Here is a 20,564-nt window from a genome sequence, read left to right on the forward strand (position 1 = left end):
CCAGCTACATGATCGACCCGGGGCGGCGACTCATATGCTTGGGCTCATGGCCTCCGTCTTCACCAAGATCATCAACCGCGAACTGCCGGGACGCTTCGTCTACGAAGACGACGAGGTCGTCGCGTTCCTGACCATCGAGCCGATGACGCCCGGGCACACGCTGGTGGTTCCGCGGGCCGAGGTCGACAACTGGCAGGACGTCGAGCCTGCCGTGTTCAACAAGGTGATGGCGGTGTCCCAGCGGATCGGCAAGGCGGTGTGCGCGGCGTTCGGCGCCGAGCGGTCCGGGCTGATCATCGCCGGGCTCGAAGTGCCGCACCTGCACGTGCACGTGTTCCCCGCACGCAACCTGTCCGACTTCGGCTTCGCCAACGTCGACCGCAATCCCTCTCCCGCGTCGCTCGACGAGGCGCAGGCCAAGATCAAGGCCGCACTGGCCGAACTCGGCTAGATCGCCGGGGCCACCGGGGCCGCGACGTCGGCGATGCGCGGCAGGCTCACCCGGAAACAGCAGCCCTGCCCCGGCGCGGTCGACACCGTGACGCGCCCACCGTGGGCGTAGACCAGCGAGTCGACGATCGACAAGCCCAGCCCGGTGCCACCACTGGCGCGGGCGCGGGATGAGTCGGTGCGATAGAACCGCTCGAACACCCGCCGGGCGTCCTCCGGTGTCATGCCCGGGCCTTCGTCGGCGACCTCGAGCACCGCGTCGTCGGACGACGTGCCCACCCGCACACTGATTCGGGCGGTTTCCGGGGTGTGCTGCAGAGCGTTGGCCACGAGGTTGCCCAGCACCTGACGCAGCCGGGCCTCATCGCCGATGACCTCGGGGGTGCCGGGCCCGTCGAAGACCTCCATGGTGATGGTGCGCTTCGGGGCGATCGACTGGGCGTCGTGCACCGCGTCGGTGGCCAGGGTGAGCAGGTCGACGCGGCGCTGTTCGAGCGGGCGCTGCGCGTCGAGGCGGGCCAGCAGCAGCAGGTCGTCGACCAGTAGGCCCATCCGGCGCGATTCGCTTTCGATTCGGGACATCAGCATCTCGACGTCGCGGGCCGCACCCTGGCGGTAGAGCTCGGCGAAGCCGCGGATGGTGGTCAGCGGGGTGCGCAATTCGTGGCTGGCGTCGGTGATGAAGCGCCGCATGCGTTCTTCGGAGGTGCGGGCCTGCTCGGCGGAGTCCTCCGATGACGCCATCGCGGTCTGGATCTGGGCCAGCATGCCGTTGAGCGCCAACGACAGCCGGCCGACTTCGGTTCGTGGATCACGTTCGGGCACACGGCGATCCAACTGTCCGGCGGCGATCGCGGCGGCGGTCTTCTCGACTTCGACGAGCGGCCGGAGGCTGCGGTGCACCACCCAGTAGCCGGCGACGCCGAGGATGATCAGCACAGCGATGCCGATCGCGAATTGCGACCACGCCAGACTGCGAACGGTGGACTGGATGTCGGACATGTCGATCGCCACCGTGGTCAGCTCGCCGCTGGGCCCGCGCACCGACACCGCACGCCACTCGACCGGCGAGTGCTCCAGGGAGCCGACGGTCACCGGCACCGGCCCGACGTCGTTGTCGTCGGGCAGCGCGGGTTCGGCGTCCCGGTCGTTGACGGCCATCCAGATGTGGCCGTCGGCGTCGACGCCGCGGACGTAGAAGTTGGACGGCGGACGGGCCGGGTTGGGCTCCTCGTCGGGCGGAGGCATCCGGCGGGGCGCCTGGGCCCAGCCCCGGGAGGCGTCCAGCAGGGTCTGGTCGGCGCGGTTGATGAGGTCGTGCTGGAGCGTCGAGGTGACGGCGATCCCGGAGGCCAGCAGGCCGCATCCCACGAGCAGCAGCATGGCGGCCACCAGGCCGACTCTCAGCGGCAACGCTCGGTGGTAGGGCGTGGGCATCTCTCTATTGTTCGCGCCGACCGGCGCGATGCGCCGGATTACCGCGGCTCCCGCAGCACGTATCCCACACCGCGCAGGGTGTGCAGGAGGCGCTTTTCGCCGGTGTCGATCTTGCGGCGCAGGTAAGAGACGTAGGACTCGACGACGTTGACATCGCCGCCGAAGTCGTAGCGCCAGACGTGGTCGAGGATCTTGGGCTTGCTGAGCACGGTGCCGGCGTTGATGACGAAATAGCGCAGCAAGGTGAACTCGGTCGGCGAGAGCGAGACCGGCTCACCGGCCTTCCACACCTCGTGAGTGTCCTCGTCGAGCTCGATGTCGGCGAAGCTCAGCCGGGAATTTCGCGGCTCCTCCACACCCTTGCCTGCGCGGCGCAGGATCACACGCAGCCGGGCGACGACCTCTTCGAGGCTGAACGGCTTGGTCACGTAGTCGTCACCGCCGAGGGTGAGTCCGGCGATCTTGTCCTGGAGGCTGTCGCGGGCGGTCAGAAACAGCGCCGGCGCGTCGATGCCGTCGGCTCGCAGCCTGCGCAGCACACCGAAGCCGTCCATGCCGGGCATCATGACGTCGAGGATCACGGCGTCTGGCCGGACCTCCCGAGCGCGGTCGAGGGCCGCTGGGCCGCTGGAGGCGGTGTGGACCTCGAAGCCCTGGAACTTCAGACTTACCGACAGCAGTTCCACGATGTTGGTCTCGTCGTCCACGACGAGGACACGTGCCTCGGGTTTGGTTTCGGTTGTAACAGGTGCGGCCATGCTGACAATCTCCTCTCACATTGGTGAACTCACGCTGCCTAGGCGCTGTGAGCTTCCTGTGAGTTGGTTTTCTCGTCGGTTAGCCGATACCTCCGGTTACAAACTTCGTCCGCTCCTACACTTGTGAAATGGACCTGGCGAAGACGCTCGTTGGCATCGCGAGCGCACCGGTACGGGCCGGACTGGCCGCCGCCGAGGTCGGGCTCGACGTCGCCAAAGCCGGTGTTGACCTCACCAAACAAGCCCTTGGCGGGGCTGGGGCGGCAGCTTCGCCGAGTTCGATGGCGCAGATGTTCGGGTTGGAGGACACCATCTCCCGGGCGAACAAACTCGCCCAATTACTCGACGACGACGCCCCGCTGGGACGGGCCCTGGCACCGGACGGTCCGCTCGACCGGCTCATGCGCCCGGGCGGGCTGATCGACCGGCTGACCGCGCCGGACGGTGTTCTGGATCGGTTGACCGCCGAGGGTGGCGGCCTGGACCGGTCGCTGGCGCCGGGTGGGCTTGTCGACCAGCTGCTGGACGAGGACGGCCTGATCGAGCGGATCCTGGGCGAGGAGGGTCTGGCCGACCGGCTGATGGCCGAGGGCGGCCTCGTGGAGAAGCTGACCGCGCGCAACGGCCCGCTGGAACAGCTGGCCGACGTCGCCGACACGCTGAACCGGCTGGCCCCGGGGCTGGAGGCGCTGGCGCCGACGATCGAGACACTGCGCGAGGCGGTCACCACGCTGAGCCTGGTGGTCAACCCCCTGAGCAATATCGCCGACCGGATCCCGATCCCGGGCCGACGTCGCAGCTACACACCGCCACGCACGATCGGCACCGAGCGGGTGCGCAGCGAGCGGTTGGTCATCGACGACGACGAACAGTGAGTTCGCTAGTCTGTTAGACGTGTCGGGGCTATATGCGCCGGCCAATGCCTCCTTAGCTCAGCGGTAGAGCAACGCTCTTGTAAAGCGTAGGTCATCGGTTCAATCCCGATAGGGGGCTCTCGTATTGAGAGCATATGCGCTGGCAAAGATCACTTTTTCGAACTTCGATTGCTCCCGATGCCAGGCGCGATTGCGCTGTCGTCAACATCTGCAGCAAACTTTCGTTAATACGACTGGCCGTTGGCGTAGCGCTGGCGGCGGTAGTGCCGACCGCCACCGCGATTTTTAGCCTTGAACGTGGGCAGCTGGCTGTCGCGTGCTTACCGGGTTTCGTCGGACGCCATGATCACGCGGTTGCGGCCGTTCTGCTTGGCTTGGTAGAGCGCACGGTCGGCGGCGTTCAGAAGATCCTTGGGCGTCGTCGTGTTGCTGTCGGTGGCGGCGACCCCGAGGCTGATCGAAATCGCGCGTTTGGGCCATGGCGCCCGTTGCACCGCGCGCCGAAACCTCTCGCCCAGGACAAAGGCACCTTTGCATGTGGTGTCGGGCAAAATGACGGCGAATTCTTCTCCGCCATAACGGAAAAGATGGTCCGATACCCGCAGCTCGGATTTCAACAGGTGGGCCACCCCACGCAGGACCTCATCGCCTGCCGGATGCCCGAAGTCGTCGTTGTACCGCTTGAAGGTATCGACGTCGATCATGATCAACGACACCGTCGTGTGGCGGCTTTGCGCTCGCATACATTCCTCTTCCAGCCTGAGGTCGAACGAGCGCCGGTTCTGCGCACCGGTCAGGACATCCGTCACAGACTGCGACTCCAGGTGCACCCTGATCTTCTCGATGTCCCGCTGATACTCCTGCATCAGCTCCACGTACTTCTCCTGGTCCAGCACCGCCTGCTCCAACGTATCGATACTGCGGCGCAGCTCGAGTTGCACGACGACCTGGCGAGACAAAATTTCCAGGGCTTCCCGCTGACTCTCGGTTAGCTTGCGGGGTTGGCGATCGATCACGCAGAGGGTCCCCAGGGCCTCACCCGTCGGCGCCACCAGCGGAGCGCCCGCATAGAAGCGGATCCCGGGGTCCCCCGTCACCAGCGGGTTGGCGGCGAAACGCTGGTCGGCGGTGGCGTCCTCGACGGTCATCACATCGTCTGGATTCATGATCGCGTGCGCACAGAACGCTTGTGATCGGGGTGTTTGGTTGGCGTCGAGACCGATGTTGGCCTTGAACCATTGCCGCTGCTCGTCAAGCAAGGTGATGAGAGCGATCGGCGTGCCGCAGATCGCCGACGCCAACCTGACGAAGTCGTCGTAGGCCTGCTCGGGCAACGAATCCATGATGTTGTAATCCGCGAGGACGCTAAGTCGTCTGGCCTCGTTCTCGGGAATCGGAAAAGCGCCTTCCGACATCTGCTCCCCACATGTCGTATGTCCTGGCAACTACGGTTGTCGGACTCAGGATGCCCACAGTGAGCCGAAATTTTAACCTGTCGATTCGGGATTGCCGTGCGGACGGCTCGACCTGTGCCGCCGTCACGGTCACGCCAGGGCAGCCCGTTCGACATCGAGCATCTGCTCACCGCGCCGTTCGTCGTCATAGGCTTCGCGGCCGCCGCGGAGGCCGAAGAGCCGCTTGGACACCAACAGATAGATGACCGCGGCCACGTTGATGACGAATGCTCCGCCGCGCGTGAACGTGACCCCTTTGACCAGAAGGTCGTACACCTCCAACGGCAGGAAGATCGACGTCGCGACAACGGCGAAGTATTCGCCCCAGCGCGACAGCAGCCACAGACCGACGCCCTCGACCAGTTCCAGGAGCGCGTAGACGAGCAGCGCGACGAACACCAGCATCAGCGTGCTTGGCTTGGTGGCCAGCGCCTTCTCCAATTCGTGCACGGCGGTCATCTGGTCGACCTTGATTCCCGAGGCCCGGAGCAAGGGCAGGTCGCGCTCGACGGCGGCCTGGATCGAGCCGCGCGCGCCACGGAATTGCCACACCGCCCACGCGGCAAGCGCGATCAGCAGCGCCCGAACCCACCGCTCCACCGCCAGCGCCCGCACGATGATCGCCTGCCGCAACGCGCTGCCGCGAACGATCAGCGGGGCGCGGTCGGCGGGCCCGCGGCCATGCGGAGGACCGACGATGAACTCCCCGCACCGCAGGCACCGCCACACTTCGCCCAGGCCGGTCATCCCGCTCAACCGCTCGGCGAGAGCGGCGTCGTCAGGTGCGTAGGTGACGTGTCCGCGCCGCGCACAGGTGAACAGTTCCCAGCGGTTCATGCCGCGGACCGGGTTCGCCGCCGTGCGCTGCTCCTTCGAGGTCGCCATCGACCCATCATGTCGCTTCACGATGTCAACTACCTGGGGCTGTCACGATCGGGCGGACTTCGCGCGTAACCGCTCCCGAAAGGCGTCGACGTAGCTTAATATTCGCTGAGAAAGCAAACGGGTGCTCGACCGCCACGGCGGTTCGGCGCCTCTATCGGGGGGTTTGCCTGAAGTCCGCCGACTTCACCGGCAACAGATAACGCACGAAGGCGGTACTTTCATGGCAAATGTCCAGCGTGGCGCACGGGCTGGTGCGGCCGCCGTCGCATTGGGCCTGTCTCTGGCGTGGCCGACCATCGCCATTGCCAGCGCCGACAGCCCCGACCAGGGTTCGTCCTCGGTATCGGCCGGTCCGGCAAAGGCCAGTAGCGGGACCGGGAAATCGGCCCGCACGGCCAGGCCCAGCCATGACAGCGCCGCATCGTCGTCGTCGAAGGCGGCGTCCACCGCCGGCAGCAGCACCCGCAAGCCCACCTCAGCGGCGCGCGTCCACGCCAGCACCCCCAGCGCGACCACCGTCGAGAAGCCCACGGCGCAATCCAGCCGCACGGTGTCCGAGGCCACGTCCGTCGCGAGCTCCGACACCAAGAGCACCACGGCGCAGACAACCGACAACCAACAACCGACCACGAGTTCCGCCACCCAGTCGGTCACCGTCACCCCGGTCGCCGCCGCCACGACGACAACGACGACGATCACCGCTTTCCGCGTGCCCTCGGCCAGCGCCTCGCCCGCCGATGTGTTGACCGGTCTGGTCGGCTCGGTGCAGGGGCTCTTCGAGGGCGCAGCGCTGTTGGTGCGCCGCACGTTCTTCAACGAGGCACCGAAGGTCACCCCGGTTCAGCTCACCGGTGAAGTCACCGGACCCATCACCGGCAAGATCGGCGCAACCGATCCTGAAGGCGACCGCCTCGTCTACAAGGTGACCCAGCAGGGCCACTACGGCACCGTCGCCGTCGACGCCGCGGGGAACTACACCTACACCCCGAACGACCCGGGCTCCAACATCGTCGACTCCTTCGTCGTGTCGGCGACCGATACCGGGCCGCACATCAACCTGCTCAACTGGTTCCGGACCTCCAGCACCTACGCGGCAGGCTCGATCTACCAGGAGCCCGTGGGCACCCCGAAAATCACGTACACATTCACCTACGGCAACGGCTCGCAGTTCTGGTCGAGCGCCGCTCGCGCGGAGTTGGCAGCGACGGCGATCTACCTGTCGAGCTACTTCGAGCCGCAGCACAACGTCAACATCACCTATTCGGTCACCGGCCAGTACTCGCTGGCGGGCGCGACGCTGGCATCGGCAGGCAGCGACCTGATCAGTGAGAGCGGCTTCGCCTCGACTGTCGTGCAGAACAAGATCCTCACCGGCGTGGACTCCAACGGATCGGCCGCCGACGGCACGATCGACTGGAACTTCGGCTACGGCTGGGGCTACTTCACCACCGTTCCCGGCGGAAGCTACGACTTCCAGTCCACCGCGATGCACGAACTGCTGCACACCTACGGCTTCCTGTCGGTCGTGGACAAGGCCGGCAACAACACCGTCGAGAACTGGACGGTGTTCGACAGTCACATGGTCGACAAGAACGGGAACTCGGTGTTCTTCGGACCCGATGGCACGACGTTCAACACCGCCTACAACCCGAACCTGACCGGCGGCGTCAGCAACGGCATGTACTTCGGCGGCGCCAACGCGATGGCGGCCAACGGCGGTAACCCGGTGCCGCTCTACAGCCCGAACCCGTGGGAATCCGGCAGCTCGATGTCGCACCTGAACGACGACTACTACACCGGCGCCAACGAGAAACTGATGAACGCCTCATCCGACACCGGGCTGGGCGTCCGGACGCTGAGCACCATCGAGATCGGCATCATGAAGGATCTCGGCTACACGATGGTGTCGGCGTCCCCGACCGTCGCGGTGCTGTTCATAGGCCTGATGCTCGTCCGCCGCCGCAGGCAGTAGCCACCCGCAGGATCAGTTGCTGCCTGGGCAGGAGATCGTCAGGAACACCGTCGTGTTGGCGGGCGGGTGATCCCCTCGCAAGCCGTCGACACCGGTGATCTTGCACTCCGACAGCGGCCGGTCACTCCCGCTTCCGGCGGAGAAGTTGTATTGGACGTTGTAGCCCTGACTCTGCAGCGCCAGCATTCCGTCGGCGGCGTTCTGATTCTGGTTGAAGGCCCGCGGCGGCATCTGAATGACTCCCTTCTCGACGGGAGACGGTGCCGGCTTGCTGGTCGAGGCGCTGCTCGAGGTGGTGGACGACGGGCTCTCCTTGGACGACTGCCCGCAGCCCGCTGAAAGACCGGCTACCGCAATGACTGCCAGAAAGCCGCCGGCCAGCGTGAGCTGACGAGACATCGTGACCGACCCATTAATGCCGTGCTTGACCATGCCGCAAAACCTATCTGCCTGCGCAGAACCGTCAAACCCCATCAGCCCATTACCTGGCCCGCGTCAGAAGATGTTCGCCCGCACGCAACCTTCCCGACATCACCATCCAATCGCGCCGCCGCTGATAGTCTCCCGACAAATCGGGGGTGCGGCGACGATGCCCATGGGGTCAATCCGAACACGAAGCGCCAGTCGGGCGACGCGGATCTCGCTGCTCGCTGTCGCCGCGGCCCTTGTCGGCCTTGTGCATTCGGTCTCCCCGCCCGACCGGACACCAGCTCTGCCCGGCGCCATCAGCGGTCCGTACGCATCGCTGCTGTCGGCATCCACCGACCTGGGCCCATCCAGCGCAACCGCGGTCCAGCTGGTTGCCGGACTTCGCGACGAATCCCGGCCCGACGCGCTGATCGGCTGGGCGCAGCAGCACGGCCTGTCGGTGCGCTGGCGTCCGGGCGATCACTGGGCCGCGGTGACCGGCGCGCCTCCCGCGGTCGCCCTCGCGTTCGCTGTCCCCGTGCACGACTTTCGTGGCCGGACCGGTCGGGTCTTCTACGCCTCGCCGCAGCAGCCCGCAGTGCCCGCGCCCATCGTCGGCGATGTGACCGAGCTCGGCCGGATCCTCGGCTACGTCCCGCACCACGAGTCGGTGCCGGTCATCGTGCCGCTGGACGTACCCGATCAGGGCCTGGGGCCTGCCGCACTGCTGCGCACCTACAACGCTGCGCCGTTGCGCGAAAGCGGATACACCGGTCAGGGTTCGACGGTCTTGGTGTTCGCCTTCGACGGGTTTGACCAAGAAGACCTCGACATGTTCGCGTCCTCTTTCGATTTACCCAAATTCACTCCAGAACTGTTGGGCGACATGCCATCTCAGCGAAGCGGGGAAGCGACCATGGACCTGGAAGCCATCCATGCGGTGGCCCCCGACGCCAAGACGGTACTCGTCAACGCCCGCGGCACCGTGTCCGGCGACGCCACCTATCAGAAGATCGGCGCTTTGATGGAGGAGGCGGACCGTCGTTATCCCGGTGCGATCTGGAGCTTTTCGATCGGCTGGGGCTGCGACAAGATCGCGACCGCAGCCGATCTGGTTCCGGCCCGTTCCGCGCTGCGGGCCGCACTGCGGCGCGGCACCACCGCGTTCAACGCCAGCGGTGACCTCGCCGGGCTGGAGTGCAAGGGCGGCCACAACTGGTCCTCGCCACCGTCGCCCGACGACGTCGGCCTGGATTCGGTGGCCTCCGTGCCGGAGATGACCGATGTCGGCGGTACCACACTGTCGACCGACGCCGACGGGCGTTGGCTCGCCGAACAGTCGTGGTTCGCCCCCGCGATCTCCCACGGCACGGGTGGCGGAGTGTCCAACTTGTTCGAGCGACCGCCATGGCAGTCGGAGCTACGCGTGGCCGCTCCACCCGGGCGGCGGCTCACCCCGGACATCGCCGCGGTCGCCGACCCGTACACCGGTGTCCGCATCGTCTTCCGACGCCAGCACGTGATGGGCGGCGGCACCTCCCTCGCCGCGCCGATCTGGGCCGGGATGACCGCGCTGATAAACGACTACCTGCGCCGCAACGGAGGCGGCCCTATCGGTGAACTGAACCCGCTGCTGTACGAGATCGCCCAGGGTGCACGGCTTCCTGCTTTTCGCGACGTCACCCTGGGCGGCAATGCCGTCGACGACGCCGGCCCCGGCTACGACCTCGTGACGGGGCTGGGAACGCCGGATCTCGACCACCTGGCACGCGACATCCTGGCGCTGCAGAAGTGCGGTGTCGGATGCGGGTGAGCATGGCATGCCCGGTGTGCGGCACCGAGGTTCCCGCCGGGGTGTTCTGCGGAACCTGTGGCGCACACCTGAATCCGCAGCCCGGGGATGGCCCGCAGTGGCTGCGCCCGCGCGCGTTCTGCGCCGCGCCCGACGAGCACGTGTTGCGGCCGGCGATTGCCAGTTCGTTGTTTCCCCACCTGAGCCAATTCTCGCGCACACCATTCAATCTGGGACTGATCCTCATCGTCGCGACGATGGCGGTCGCCGTCCAGTTGGCCCTGCCCGGCGCGCTGGTGACCGTCTCGGCTCTCGGCCTGCCGCTGCTGTTCGCGATCTACCGACACCAGTCCGGGATCTACCGCGACATTCCGCGCAGTTCGCTTGCGATCACGGGCGTCTTGGGCATTGCGATGGGCGTCGGCTGGGTCTTTCTGACCGGCGATCTGGTGATCCGGGAAACGGGCGCACCATTCGATGCCGGCATCGCCGGGCACCGAGTGCTGCGCGACGGCCTCGGGGTCGCCGAGGGCGGCGCTCTGCTGATGATGATTCCCGCCGTTGTGGTGCGGTTGTTCCGGCCGGGAGTACGAGAATCCTTGAACGGCTTCGTAATAGGCGTTCTCTCGGCTCTGAGCTTCACCGCGGCAGCCACCTTCACCCGGCTTGCACCGCAATTCGCTGCGGCCACCGTCGCCAAGAACCGGCCGGTGGAGTGGCTACTGGTGGAAGCCGGTATCCGTGGGTTGGCCATACCGCTCACCGCGGCCTGCGCCGGCGGATTGATCGGTGCCGCACTGTGGTTCAAGCGCCCGGCCGGTGCGGTCAAGCTACGGCGGTCGCTGGTGGTTGCAGCCTTGACGATCTTCGGGGCGATCGTATTGGGGGTCTACGCGATCGTCGGCATCACCGATGTGGCGGGCCTGGCGCAGGAGAAGATGCTCGCCCTGCACATCGCGATGGCGTTGGTCGCACTGCTCGCGCTGCGAGTCGGTCTGCAGCTCACCCTGCTGCACGAGCAGCCCGATCCGGTCCGCGGCGGATCGCTGCTGTGTCTGCACTGCCGGAACGTGGTGCCCGAGATGGCATTCTGTCCGCCCTGCGGCGCGGCCAACCACGCATCGTCGGCCAAGTCCCGGGCCGAACGGCGCGCGGTCATCCCGCAGACAGCAGCGCAGGAGGATGCGTCGGCCGAAGTCTGGCCGGGTTACTCGACGGAAGCACAGACATACACGTCAGCGCCGTTGTCCCGCACGTCGAGTGCCCGCGTTCTGAGCTGGTGGCTGGTGGTGATCGTGGTGATCACCACGCCGTTGATCGCTCTGTCTGCGAGCATCTCCGAGCCGGCCGTTGTCTATAACTGCCCCCCGGACTGCGGTCGGCCGCCGACCGGAACGCCGGTCGCGGCGCTGCCCCGGTTCACTTCTCCCGACGGGCGGTTCTCGGTGTCCTACCCCGCACCCGGCTCGGCCTACGATCTCTCCTTCGCCGACGACGGCGTGACGGCACGCTTCACCGGCGGGGACGGCGGCACGATGAAGCTGTGGGGCGTACCCGCCGACGGGAAGTCGGCCAGAGAGGTCGCCGAGACATTCCTGGCAGCGCGCTATCCGGACGCCCGCACCGCCTACGAGATTCCGAACGCGATGGTCGGCTACCAGTTCGGCTACGGCGAGGTCGCCGACATCTGGCCGCAGGACGGCGACGCCAGTTACCGGCATCTGCGGCTGGTCATCCTCGTCGCGGTCAAGCACGACCTGGCGCTGATCGCCGGCGCCATCGGTCCCTACCGCGAGTTCGGCCCGACGTTCGGCCCGGGCCGGCCGGCCAGCGCCAACCTGGAATTGGCGATGGACTTGGACAAGTACGTCAACAGCTTCTCCTGGCAAGGCGATCCGGTGCGGTGACGACCGGCGCCCAGGACGTCGGAGGGATCCCAGTCAACGGCCGAACGCTCCGGTGAGTAGCAGCACCGCGCCGATGACCACCAGCGCGACCGCGCTGATCTCGGCTTGGCGGCGCTGTATCCAAGCCCGCAACCGCTCCAGCGATCGGTCGAATCGCTTGGCCGCCATGGCGTGGGCCAACACCGGCAGCAGTGTTCCCGAACCCGCCACCGCCACGAAGTACCCCACCGAGACAGTCTGACCGGGCAGGCCGAGCGAGGCCGCATCGATCGCCAAACCCGCTGCGGCACAAGCGACGATGATCTTCGGATTGAGAACTCCGAACGCCAGTCCAATCGCCGCGGTGCGGGCCGGGGACCACCTGCCGATGGCGTCGAGCCAGTGCGACGATCGCACCGCTTTGTTTCGCCGCAACCACAGCCACCCTCCGGTCACGATCAGCGCGGCGCCGCCGACCAGCCGCAGTCGCAACTGCCACACCGACGACGTCTCGGCCGAGCCGCCCAGGAGCCTGGGAACATTCAGGAACAGCACCGTCAGCACCGTCAGCCCGGTCACCCATCCGGCCGCGAACGCCAGTCCCGCGGCGCGGGGCCGTGCCGAATACAGCACCAGCAGCAAGGCGGGCAGTATCGAGATCGGTGAGAGCGCCACCACCAAAGCCAGCGGAATCAGCTCGGCGGACACCGCAGCCCAGTTACCCGACACCCATCACCTCCGGTCAGCAGCGCAAGTTACGCAATCCGGGCCGCCGGCGACAGCCTTGCGCGCAGCGTAATTCGAGAGCGGTCAGTCCTCGTCGGCGGCGTCGGATCGTGGCCTCGGGTCGCCGAACAACGGGCGCCGTAGTGGCTGATGCCCGTGAACACCCTCGGCGTATGCGGTTTCGGCGTGCTGGGTGAAGTCCACCCCAGCTGTCTCGTCTTCGGGGCTGAGCCGGAAGCCGATCGTCCGATCGATGAGCTTGGCGAGGGCGAACGACATGATGAACGCGTACGCCGCCACCACGACCATCGCGACCGCTTGCTTGCCCAGTTGAGCCAGACCGCCGCCATAGAAGAGCCCTTGTGGCCCGCCGGTCATCACCGCAGTGGCCAGGAAGCCGATCAACAGCACCCCGACCACGCCGCCGACGAAGTGCACACCGACCACGTCGAGCGAGTCGTCGTAACCGAACCGGAATTTCAGGCCGATCGCGAACGAGCACACGACACCCGCCGCCACCCCGACGATCGCGGCACCGAGGGTGTTCACGGTGCCGCACGAGGGCGTGATCGCGACCAGCCCAGCAACGACGCCGGAGGCCGCACCGAACGTCGTGGGGCGGCCGTCGCGGATTTGCTCGACCGACAGCCAGCCGAGCATGCCCAGGCAGCCGGCCACCAATGTGTTGAGGAAGATGGCCGCCGCCGTCCCGTTCGCAGCGAGCGCGGATCCGGCGTTGAAGCCGAACCAGCCGAACCACAGCAGTCCGACGCCCAGCAGAACGAAGGGCAGGTTGTGCGGACGCATCGCGTCGACCTTGAACCCGATGCGCGGACCCAACACCAGAGCCAGGGCCAGCGCGGAGGACCCGGAGACGATCTCGACGACCAGGCCGCCCGCGTAGTCGAGCACCCCGAGCTTGAACAGCCAGCCGCCGGGAGCCCAAACCCAGTGCGCGACAACGGCGTACACCACGATGGACCAGACCGGCACGAAGATCATCCAGGCCGCGAACTTGGCCCGGTCGGCGATCGCACCGCTGATGAGTGCGGCGGTGATGATCGCGAAGCTGAGCTGGAATGTGGAGAAGAGCAGTTCGGGAACCTGGCCGTGGACGGTGCCGGGGCCGATTCCGGCCATCCCGACGTGCGACAGGTCGCCGATCACTCCGCCGAGGCTGGTTCCGGAGAACGCCAGCGTGTAGCCGAACAGCAACCAGGCCACGGTGACGAGCGGGATGGCGATGAAGCTCATCATGATCATGTTGAGCACACCGGTGGTGCGGACCATGCCACCGTAAAAGATGGCCAGTCCCGGGGTCATCAACAGGACGAGCGCTGTGCTGGCCAGCAGCCACGCGGTGGCGGCAGGATCGATCGCTTGCAAAGTCCGGCTCCTTCGACGGTCCCGACGAGAATGTCGGCGCGAAGTTTCGGCAGTGCGGCGATCGTGTTTCAGGGATGTTTCACGCCCCCACGCCCGCGTCACCACCCCATCGAGCCGGGGATTCCCTTGAACGGACCGACCACTCGGCTGGTGATCCAGCCGCCGTAGAAGCCGCCGGGTTGGGGCACGACCGTCTCACCGTCGACCGAGCACCGGTCGACCATGCCTGCCATCACCGCGACGGCTCCGGCAATCTCGGCGAACGGAGGCGTCGGCCGGGGATAGGTCCACGCCGCCCTGGACGCCACCGTGTCGCCGGCCACCAGGTCGTAATAGCGCGCCTGACCTTTCCATTCACACATCGACGCACCCGGCGCAGCGCGCAGCACACCGTCCTCGAACGCCTCGCGCGGCAGGTAGTAGGTCGGCGGATGACTGGTCTCGAGCACTCGCCAACTGCGGGTGGTGGACGCGATCACACGTCCGCCGAGTTCGACGGTGATCGTGCCCGCGAACGGCTCCAGGCGCGGCGGACGCGGGTAATCCCACACTGATTCCTGGCCCGGGCCTGCCCGTTCCGGTGTCGGCCACTCGTTCATGTCTCGACGATACGAAGATGGACGGCGTGATGGGCGACTGGTGGCTGATTCCGGTCTCGCTCGCCACCGCCCTCGTCGTGGCGTGGCTGGTCCTGGCGGTCACCCTGTGGGTGACCAAACCCGACCAGGTCGGCATCACCGATCTACTTCGGCTGCTTCCCGACACGATCCGGTTGCTCAAACGCCTGGCCGCCGACCGGCAGCTGCCGCGCCGCATCCGCGTCGGTCTCGCCGGCGTGCTGATATTTCTGGCCTCGCCCATCGACCTGATTCCCGACTTCATTCCGGTGCTCGGTTATGCCGACGACGTGATCATCACCGCCCTCGTGCTGCGCTGGGTCACCCGCACCGCGGGACCGGAGGCCCTGGCCAAACACTGGCCGGGGACGCCCGACGGCCTGGTCGCGCTGCGTCGGCTGTGCCGGTTGCCCGAGCCGGTTTGACCAACCCTTGATGACGACCACGACCTCCTTGGGTACGCTCTGCTGAGCGACTGCTTAGCGCTGTCGTGATCCGGCTCGCCGACGACGCATTGGAGCGAACGCCATGGCCGCACCCGCCACCCGTTACGCGGGAACCCGTGTCCCGCGGGTCGAGGACACTCGCCTGCTCACCGGACACGGCACCTATGTCGACGACGTCGTCCGGCCGGGAATGCTGCACGCCTGCTTCGTGCGCAGCCCGTTCGCGCACGCCGGGATCACCAGCATCGACGCTTCGGCGGCCCTCGCCATGCCCGGTGTCCACGCGGTCCTCACCGCGGCCGATCTGAACGACGAGGTCCACGAGGCGTGGCACGCGGTGGCGGGCAAGGACGTCGCGGACACCCCCCGCCCGCCGCTCGCCGAGGGTGAGGTGAAGTTCGTCGGAGACCCCATCGCGATCGTGATCGCCGAGAACCGCTACCTCGCCGAGGACGCCCTCGAACTGATCGACGTCGAGTACGACCCGCTGCCCGCGGTCGCCGATTTCACCAAGGCCGTCGGGCACGAAGCGGTGGTGCATCAGGCCTACCCCGACAACGTGGCGGGCGGCCTTGCCGGTGCGCCGCCGGACGAGGAGGCGTTCGCCGCTGCGGCCTACGTCGCCGACGAGCGGATCTATCAGCAGACCCACGTACCGGTGCCCATCGAGACCCGCGGCCTGGTCGTCGAATGGGTCGCCGCCACACAGGAACTCACGCTGTGGGCTTCCACCCAGACCCCGCACGAGTTGCGTGCCTTCGCCGCGCGACTGCTCGGCATCCCGGCGCAGGGTGTGCGGGTGATCGCGCGGGACACCGGCGGCGGCTTCGGCCAGAAGGTCGTCCCGATGCGCGAGGACATGTGCATCCTGCTGGCCGCGCGCAAGGTGTCCGCACCGCTGAAGTGGATCGAGGACCGGCGCGAGAACCTGATGTCCGCCGGGCAGGCCCGCCACGTCGACGGCCGCGCGCGGATGGCGTTCGACGCCGACGGCGCGATCACGGCCGTCGACATCGATTTCATTCAGGACATCGGCGCCTACCCCACCCCGTACCCGGTCCTGACGACCGCGGCGATCGGAATGTTCTTCCCCGGGCCCTACCGGGTGCCCAAGTCGAGCTTCAATTACCAGACGGTGTTCACCAATACCAGCGGCCTGGCCGCCTACCGCGGGCCCTGGCAGTACGAAACCCTCACGCGGGAAATACTTCTCGACATCGCAGCCCGCAAGATGGGTATCGATCCGGTTGAGCTGCGCCGCAAGAATCTGCTCCGCCGGGATGAGATGCCGTTCTTCAACCCGAACGGTATGCCGTATGACCATGTCGCGCCGATGGAGACCTTCGAGCAGGCCGTCAAGATCCTCGACCACGAAGGCTTCCGCAAGGAGCAGGCCGAGGCGCTGGCACAGGGGCGCTACCTCGGGCTCGGATTCTCCGCCTACATCGAGCCGACGGGCGCTGCGACGGGACACCTGGCCACCGAGGGCTGCACCATCCGGATGGAGCCGACCGGCAAGATCAACGTCTACGTCAACGGCGGCTCCAGCGGCAACAGCATCGAGACCACCGTCGTGCAGTTGACCGCCGATGCGCTCGGCGCCGACATCGCCGACGTGTCGACGATTCAGGGTGATACCGCGGTGACGCCGTACGGTGCGGGCACCCAGGGCAGCCGCAGTGGACCGATGACCGCGGGTGCGGTCAACGACGCCGGCACGATCCTGCGCGGCCAGCTGGTGGCGATGGCGGCCCACGTGCTCGGTGTCGAGGAGTCCGACATCGAGCTCGCGAACTCTCGGGCCACCTCGCGCGAAGACAGTTCCAAGAGCGTGACTTTCGCCGATCTGGCCTACCGGTCCTACTACGAGCCCCAACAGCTCGCGCCGGGGATGGCGGCCACATTGGAGGCCACCGCGCGATTCACGTCGCAGACGATGATCCACTGGGCCAACGCCACTCACGCCTGCACGTGCGAGGTGGACGTCACCACCGGGCGGGTCACCCTCACCCGCTACATCGTCAGCGAGGACGTCGGTCCGATGATCAACCCCAATATCGTCGAGGGGCAGATCGCCGGCGGCACCGTGCAGGGCATCGGCGGCGCACTGTTGGAGAATCTGGCGTACGACGACGAGGGAAACCCGTTGTCCACCACGTTCGTCGACTACCTGCTGCCCACCGCGACCGAGGTACCGCCGATCGAGTACGGGCACGTCGAGGTGCCCAGCCCCGGCGTGGGCGGCTACAAGGGATGCGGCGAGGGCGGTGCCATCGGCTCGACCCCCGCGGTGATCAACGCGATCAACGACGCCTTGGCGCCGCTGGGGGTGACGATTACGAGGCTGCCTGCCACGCCGTCACAGATCGTGGCGCTGATCGAGGCGGCCGCGACGGACTAGGTTGCGGCCGCGCCGCTTTCCGCGGCCTGGTGCACCGCGTTGACGATGCCCTGATAACCGGTGCAGCGGCAGAAGTTGCCCGACAGGCCCTCACGGATCTCCTCGTCGGTGGGATGAGGGTTGTCGCGCAGCAGCGCGGTGATCGACATGACGAATCCCGGTGTGCAGAAACCACATTGCAGACCGTGACAATCTCGTAGGGCGGCCTGTACCGGCGACAGCTCACCGTCGGCCGAGGCAACCCCTTCGACGGTGGAGACCTCGGAGTCCTCGGCCTGCACCGCGAACACCAGGCACGACCGCACCGCGGCCCCGTCGAGCAACACCGTGCAGGCGCCGCACGAGCCGTGCTCGCATCCCAGGTGTGTTCCGGTCAGTCCGCAACGCTCGCGCAGGAAGTCGGCCAGGGTCAGCCGCGGCTCGACGGTCGCCTCATACGGAGTTCCGTTGACGGACAACCGGATCGGACGTTCATGCATCGAATGCCTCCTTGACCGCAGCACGCCAGGCTTGTGCGGCCATGGCCGCCCCGACCTTTCGCCGGTAGGCGGCCGAACCCTGCAGGTCGGCCGGAATGTCGTCGAGTCCACTCATCGCGAGCTCACCGATCTCTTCGGCGGTGATGTCGCCGACCGGGCGGCCTGCGATCGCCGCCTCGGCGGCCGACGCTCGCCTCGGTGTGGCGGACAGTCCCAGCAGTCCGATGGCGCTGCGCCGAACCTTGTCGTCGTCGTCGAGTTCGACGGCGGCCACGGCACCGGCGATCGCGAAATCGCCATGCCGTCGGGCGAATTCCTCCACCGCGAAGCCGCACCGGCCGGACCAGACCGGGAAGCGCAGGCCCACCAGAACCTCGTCGGCCTCCATAGCGGTCTCCCACACCCCGGCGAAGAATTCACCTGCCGGGATCTCGCGTCGCCCGGATGCCGACACCACCTCGATCGTGGCGTCGAGCGCCAGGGCGACAGCGCCGTATTCGGCGGCCGGGTCGGCATGGGCGATCGACCCACCGATGGTCCCCCGGCTGCGAATCTGGAAGTGGCCGATCAGCGGCGTGACCCTGGTCAACAGCGGCACGCTTGTGCGCACCCGCTCGTCGGCGCCGACCGCCGCGTGGGTGGTGCCACCGCCGATCCACAGCGAGTCGCCGTCAGTTCTGATGCCCTTCATCTCGTCGAGGCGCGAGATGTCGATCAGGTTGTCGAAGAACGCCAGCCGCATCGACAGCATCGGAACCAGGCTCTGTCCACCACCGAGGAGCTTGGCGTCATCGCCGAATTCGCTCAGCAGCTGCGCCGCCGCGGCGACGCTGTCGGGCCGGTGATAGTCGAAGGGCGCCGGCTTCATCGGCGGCCGCCGCAGCTGGTCATGCTAAGCATGTGCTCAGCATAGCGGGCAGCGCAAGGCCTGCGGCGGAGAGAACAGTCCGGGTCGCCTGGGGCCGCCCGGCCTAGCTGGGGCCTCGCCAGCAATTGCCCGCATACTGTCGATCATGGATCCGTCGCCGCCCTCACGAGCGGCCGCCGCGGGCAACAACCGCCGCGGCCGTCATCGAGAGAGGTCCGACACCGGCCGACGGACACTGCGCATCCTCACCCGAACCGTGATCGGACTGGTCTCGGTGGTCGTGGTGACGCTCACCGGTCTGGCGTACTCGCAAGCACACGGACTGCTCAGCGGGATCACGGTGTCGCAGGCGCTGGGCTCCGACGAGCCGCGGTCCAGCGGTGGCGCGATGAACATCTTGCTGATCGGGCTGGACTCCCGAAAAGACCAGGATGGCAACGAACTGCCCGACGAGGTGCTCGACAAACTTCACGCAGGCGATTCCGACTCGGGCGGCTACAACACCAACACCCTGATCCTGGTGCACATCAGCGCCGACGACCACGTCGTCGCGTTCTCCATCCCGCGCGACGACTACGTCGCCGTCAGCGGGATCAAGGGCTACAGCCACATCAAGATCAAAGAGGCCTATGGGCTGACGAAGTTCCAGACCGAGCAGAAGCTGGTCGACGAGGGTATCGGCGACCGCGCCGAGCTGGAACGGGCCGGCCGGGAAGCCGGCCGCAAGGCGACCATCCGCGCGGTGCGCAACCTCACCGGCCAACCCATCGACTACTTCGCCGAGGTCAACCTTGCGAGCTTCTACCACCTCGCCGACAGCCTCGGCGGCGTGGATGTCTGCCTCAACCACGCCGTACACGACGACTACTCCGGCGCCAACTTCCCGGCAGGCCCGCAGCGACTCAACGCCGAGCAGGCGCTGGCGTTCGTGCGGCAGCGACACGGGCTGGAAAACGGAGATCTCGACCGCACCCATCGCCAGCAGGCCTTCCTCCTGTCGGTCTCGCGCGAGCTGCAGCAGTCGGGCTCGTTCACCGATCTGGACAAGTTCAAGCGCCTGATGGACGTCGCGCGCCAGGACATCGTGTTGTCGCAGGGGTGGGGTGAGGACCAGTTCCGCAGAATGGCTGCGCTGGCCGGGGGCGACGTCGAGTTCCGGACTCTGCCGGTGGTGCGCTACGACACCATCAACGGCCAGGACGTCAACATCGTCGACCCGGCGAAGATCCGCGCCGAGATCGCCCGAGCCATCGGCGGCGACTCCGCGTCGGTGACCACTACCGCTGTGTCAGAACCACTTCCCCCGCCGAATCCGCACACCGTCGTCAGCGTCGTCAACGCGAGCGACACCTCGGGGTTGGCTTCCCAGGCGGCAAGCCTGCTGGGCAAGCACGATTTCACGATCAGCGAGGTCCGGGACCGCGAGTCAGGCGAGCCGATCGACACGGTGATCACCTACGGCGCCGGGGCGCAGACCGACGCCCAGTCGGTGGCCACGCTGCTCGGTGTTGACAACGCCCCGCAATCCACCGGCTCGGTGGCCGCCGACCACATCCGGGTGGTTCTCGGTCAGGGCTACGACCTTCCGCTGGAGCAGCCGCAGTCCGAGGACACCGTTGCAACGTCGACGACGCACAGCTGGTCGGAGATGACGATCACACCCACTCCTGACCAGGGCGCTCCGATCGACGGCGGCAAGGTGCCGTGCGTCAACTAGGTTGAGC

At 67.1% G+C, this 20,564-nt stretch carries 19 protein-coding genes, 1 tRNA gene and 1 pseudogene; 9 read left to right on the forward strand and 12 right to left on the reverse strand.

Annotation, left to right across the window (positions count from 1 at the left end; all coding sequences use genetic code 11):
* The first annotated feature begins 46 nt into the window (after positions 1-46).
* The gene (locus BST42_RS11425) at positions 47-451 is read left to right on the forward strand and encodes an HIT family protein (protein ID WP_083118683.1); all 405 of its coding nucleotides are present in this window, start codon (positions 47-49) and stop codon (positions 449-451) included.
* Here BST42_RS11425 and BST42_RS11430 read toward each other — a convergent pair.
* Positions 448-1,887, reverse strand: coding sequence for a sensor histidine kinase (locus BST42_RS11430; protein WP_083118684.1), 1,440 nt, complete (start codon positions 1,885-1,887; stop codon positions 448-450). The two genes, BST42_RS11425 and BST42_RS11430, sit on opposite strands and share 4 nt — an antisense overlap.
* Positions 1,888-1,925: 38 nt before the next feature.
* The gene (locus BST42_RS11435; RefSeq protein WP_083118685.1) at positions 1,926-2,645 is read right to left on the reverse strand and encodes a response regulator transcription factor; all 720 of its coding nucleotides are present in this window, start codon (positions 2,643-2,645) and stop codon (positions 1,926-1,928) included.
* Between the two features lie 128 nt (positions 2,646-2,773).
* Between BST42_RS11435 and BST42_RS11440 the strand changes: the two genes are divergently transcribed.
* Both BST42_RS11440 and BST42_RS11445 read left to right on the forward strand, forming a co-directional pair.
* Positions 2,774-3,520 carry a hypothetical protein gene (locus BST42_RS11440; RefSeq protein ID WP_083118686.1) on the forward strand — a complete coding sequence of 249 codons (747 nt, stop codon included), beginning with the start codon at positions 2,774-2,776 and terminating at the stop codon, positions 3,518-3,520.
* A 46-nt stretch (positions 3,521-3,566) separates the two neighbouring features.
* A tRNA-Thr gene (locus BST42_RS11445) sits at positions 3,567-3,638 on the forward strand.
* A 106-nt stretch (positions 3,639-3,744) separates the two neighbouring features.
* On the opposite strand, the pseudogene BST42_RS30080 reads toward BST42_RS11445, so the two are convergent.
* The 4 genes and pseudogenes from BST42_RS30080 to BST42_RS29610 all read right to left on the reverse strand — a co-directional run.
* A pseudogene (locus BST42_RS30080) lies at positions 3,745-3,834 on the reverse strand (HNH endonuclease); the annotation flags it as partial.
* A gap of 6 nt (positions 3,835-3,840) precedes the next feature.
* Positions 3,841-4,935, reverse strand: coding sequence for a sensor domain-containing diguanylate cyclase (locus BST42_RS11455; protein WP_083118687.1), 1,095 nt, complete (start codon positions 4,933-4,935; stop codon positions 3,841-3,843).
* A 129-nt stretch (positions 4,936-5,064) separates the two neighbouring features.
* Positions 5,065-5,859 carry a DUF2127 domain-containing protein gene (locus BST42_RS11460; RefSeq protein WP_083118688.1) on the reverse strand — a complete coding sequence of 265 codons (795 nt, stop codon included), beginning with the start codon at positions 5,857-5,859 and terminating at the stop codon, positions 5,065-5,067.
* A gap of 183 nt (positions 5,860-6,042) precedes the next feature.
* Positions 6,043-6,558, reverse strand: coding sequence for a hypothetical protein (locus BST42_RS29610; RefSeq protein ID WP_165760834.1), 516 nt, complete (start codon positions 6,556-6,558; stop codon positions 6,043-6,045).
* A 10-nt stretch (positions 6,559-6,568) separates the two neighbouring features.
* On the opposite strand from BST42_RS29610, the gene BST42_RS11470 reads away from it, so the two are divergent.
* Positions 6,569-7,831, forward strand: coding sequence for an Ig-like domain-containing protein (locus tag BST42_RS11470; protein ID WP_165760835.1), 1,263 nt, complete (start codon positions 6,569-6,571; stop codon positions 7,829-7,831).
* 12 nt (positions 7,832-7,843) lie between these two features.
* On the opposite strand, the gene BST42_RS11475 is transcribed toward BST42_RS11470, so the two are convergent.
* Complete coding sequence (locus BST42_RS11475) at positions 7,844-8,263, reverse strand: hypothetical protein (protein WP_083118691.1); 420 nt, start codon at positions 8,261-8,263, stop codon at positions 7,844-7,846.
* A 163-nt stretch (positions 8,264-8,426) separates the two neighbouring features.
* Between BST42_RS11475 and BST42_RS11480 the strand changes: the two genes are divergently transcribed.
* Complete coding sequence (locus tag BST42_RS11480) at positions 8,427-10,052, forward strand: S53 family peptidase (RefSeq protein ID WP_083118692.1); 1,626 nt, start codon at positions 8,427-8,429, stop codon at positions 10,050-10,052.
* The gene (locus BST42_RS11485) at positions 10,043-11,938 is read left to right on the forward strand and encodes a zinc ribbon domain-containing protein (RefSeq protein ID WP_083118693.1); all 1,896 of its coding nucleotides are present in this window, start codon (positions 10,043-10,045) and stop codon (positions 11,936-11,938) included. Before BST42_RS11480 ends, BST42_RS11485 begins: the two co-directional genes overlap by 10 nt.
* Positions 11,939-11,971: 33 nt before the next feature.
* Here the strand turns inward: BST42_RS11485 and BST42_RS11490 are convergent, their stop codons facing one another.
* From BST42_RS11490 to BST42_RS11500, 3 genes are all read right to left on the reverse strand, one after another.
* Positions 11,972-12,646 carry a GAP family protein gene (locus tag BST42_RS11490; protein ID WP_083118694.1) on the reverse strand — a complete coding sequence of 225 codons (675 nt, stop codon included), beginning with the start codon at positions 12,644-12,646 and terminating at the stop codon, positions 11,972-11,974.
* An 81-nt stretch (positions 12,647-12,727) separates the two neighbouring features.
* Complete coding sequence (locus BST42_RS11495; RefSeq protein WP_083118695.1) at positions 12,728-14,029, reverse strand: ammonium transporter; 1,302 nt, start codon at positions 14,027-14,029, stop codon at positions 12,728-12,730.
* A gap of 98 nt (positions 14,030-14,127) precedes the next feature.
* Positions 14,128-14,628, reverse strand: a complete 501-nt coding sequence (locus BST42_RS11500; RefSeq protein WP_083118696.1) for a DUF427 domain-containing protein — start codon at positions 14,626-14,628, stop codon at positions 14,128-14,130.
* A 17-nt stretch (positions 14,629-14,645) separates the two neighbouring features.
* Here BST42_RS11500 and BST42_RS11505 point away from each other — a divergent pair, with 17 nt between their 5' ends.
* Together BST42_RS11505 and BST42_RS11510 are read left to right on the forward strand one after the other, a co-directional pair.
* Complete coding sequence (locus BST42_RS11505) at positions 14,646-15,071, forward strand: YkvA family protein (protein ID WP_083118697.1); 426 nt, start codon at positions 14,646-14,648, stop codon at positions 15,069-15,071.
* Positions 15,072-15,174: 103 nt separating this feature from the next.
* The gene (locus BST42_RS11510; RefSeq protein ID WP_083118698.1) at positions 15,175-17,493 is read left to right on the forward strand and encodes a xanthine dehydrogenase family protein molybdopterin-binding subunit; all 2,319 of its coding nucleotides are present in this window, start codon (positions 15,175-15,177) and stop codon (positions 17,491-17,493) included.
* On the opposite strand, the gene BST42_RS11515 is transcribed toward BST42_RS11510, so the two are convergent.
* Complete coding sequence (locus tag BST42_RS11515; RefSeq protein ID WP_083118699.1) at positions 17,490-17,972, reverse strand: (2Fe-2S)-binding protein; 483 nt, start codon at positions 17,970-17,972, stop codon at positions 17,490-17,492. The genes BST42_RS11510 and BST42_RS11515 overlap by 4 nt on opposite strands.
* Positions 17,965-18,840 (reverse strand): FAD binding domain-containing protein, encoded by an 876-nt coding sequence (locus BST42_RS11520; RefSeq protein WP_083118700.1) that lies wholly within the window; start codon positions 18,838-18,840, stop codon positions 17,965-17,967. The genes BST42_RS11515 and BST42_RS11520 overlap by 8 nt, the downstream gene beginning before the upstream one ends.
* A gap of 145 nt (positions 18,841-18,985) precedes the next feature.
* Between BST42_RS11520 and BST42_RS11525 the strand changes: the two genes are divergently transcribed.
* Complete coding sequence (locus BST42_RS11525; protein WP_083118701.1) at positions 18,986-20,557, forward strand: LCP family protein; 1,572 nt, start codon at positions 18,986-18,988, stop codon at positions 20,555-20,557.
* Positions 20,558-20,564: the final 7 nt, after the last annotated feature.

Source organism: Mycolicibacterium rhodesiae, assembly GCF_002086695.1.
GTDB classification, from domain to species: Bacteria; Actinomycetota; Actinomycetes; order Mycobacteriales; family Mycobacteriaceae; genus Mycobacterium; species Mycobacterium rhodesiae.